Below are 1,062 nucleotides of genomic sequence, written 5' to 3'. Positions count from 1 at the left end.
TCAAGTTCACTGACGGTATAGAACAGACCAACGATACCGAAAACCGCGCCGCCTGATGATGCGCGTCACCCAAAATCAACCATAGCTCACCAGAGTGTCGGAGCTGGTGTGACCAATGGCTGGTTGAAGAGGATATTCGGATGATGGGCTTTGTTCTTCTTGTGTGTGTGCCTTTCGGCATTTGGTTGTTCGGCTGGCAAAACGACCTGACGACTGTGTGGGTGCCATTGGTCGCATGGGTCGCATCAGCAGTAGCCTTCCCGTTCCGTGGGTGGCTGGCGAGTAACAGGCTCGGATCGAACGCAGGGACGTCAATGGCAGTGAAGCTACCACTTCAACTAGTCCAGTTGATCGGAACTCTGTTCTTATGGGGAAGCCTTGGCGTTCTGGTGAGCTGGTTCCTCCGGGGCTTGATCTTCTGAACCTCCCAAGCATGTTCGAAACCTTCGCGAATTATCCACAAGTGCATGTAATTATTAGTGAATTTCCAAGTCCTACCCCGGCCCGCTAGAGCTTCCCATGGGACGCAACAGAGGAACCCCACGGACATGATCGCACTGCAACTTGGCGCTGGTCGCCACCGCTTCACCTTCGCCTTGGATCGCCTTGGGCTGGCCATCAGGGTGCCGTTCATCGGGGAGCTAACCTTGACACGCGGCATCGGACTGGCCTTCGACCGCTGGCGAGATGTTCGTGATGGGAATGGCCTGGGTGTCGTGGTCGCCTAGGACACCCCAGAGGACTCATTAGGAGCGCCTCTGGTGCGGTGCATGTGGTTTTCTGCGGATACCCTAGCGCTCACCAGAGGATGCGCTGTAGGTGGCCTCTCAGTGACTCTGCGGTGATCGGGAATACCCCCATCCTTTAGAGAGATCACGACAGGGCGGACCCACACTCTAGGGTCTAAGGTCAACTATAGGATACCTAAGGGGGGAGGGGGGGAGACCAAGCCTTTACCTCATGCTGACCTTAGGTGGAGAGTGTCCGACCTTCTGTGTAACTGGGATTTGGTTCATGCTTCCTGAGAGAAGCAAGGACGATGACGATGACGATTTCCAAGGA

1 protein-coding gene is annotated in these 1,062 nt (G+C 55.6%); it reads left to right on the top strand.

Going from position 1 to position 1,062, the window contains the following annotated elements:
* Window positions 1-548: 548 nt before the first annotated feature.
* Window positions 549-728 carry a hypothetical protein gene (locus GZH79_RS05505; RefSeq protein WP_211642783.1) on the top strand — a complete coding sequence of 60 codons (180 nt, stop codon included), beginning with the start codon at window positions 549-551 and terminating at the stop codon, window positions 726-728.
* The last annotated feature ends 334 nt before the right edge of the window (window positions 729-1,062 follow it).

Origin of the sequence: Loktanella sp. SALINAS62 (genome assembly GCF_018263905.1) — a bacterium.
In the GTDB taxonomy this organism is placed as follows: domain Bacteria; phylum Pseudomonadota; class Alphaproteobacteria; order Rhodobacterales; family Rhodobacteraceae; genus Loktanella.
The sequence above is the reverse complement of the archived record's forward strand: the minus strand, read 5'-3'. Positions and strand labels throughout refer to the sequence as shown.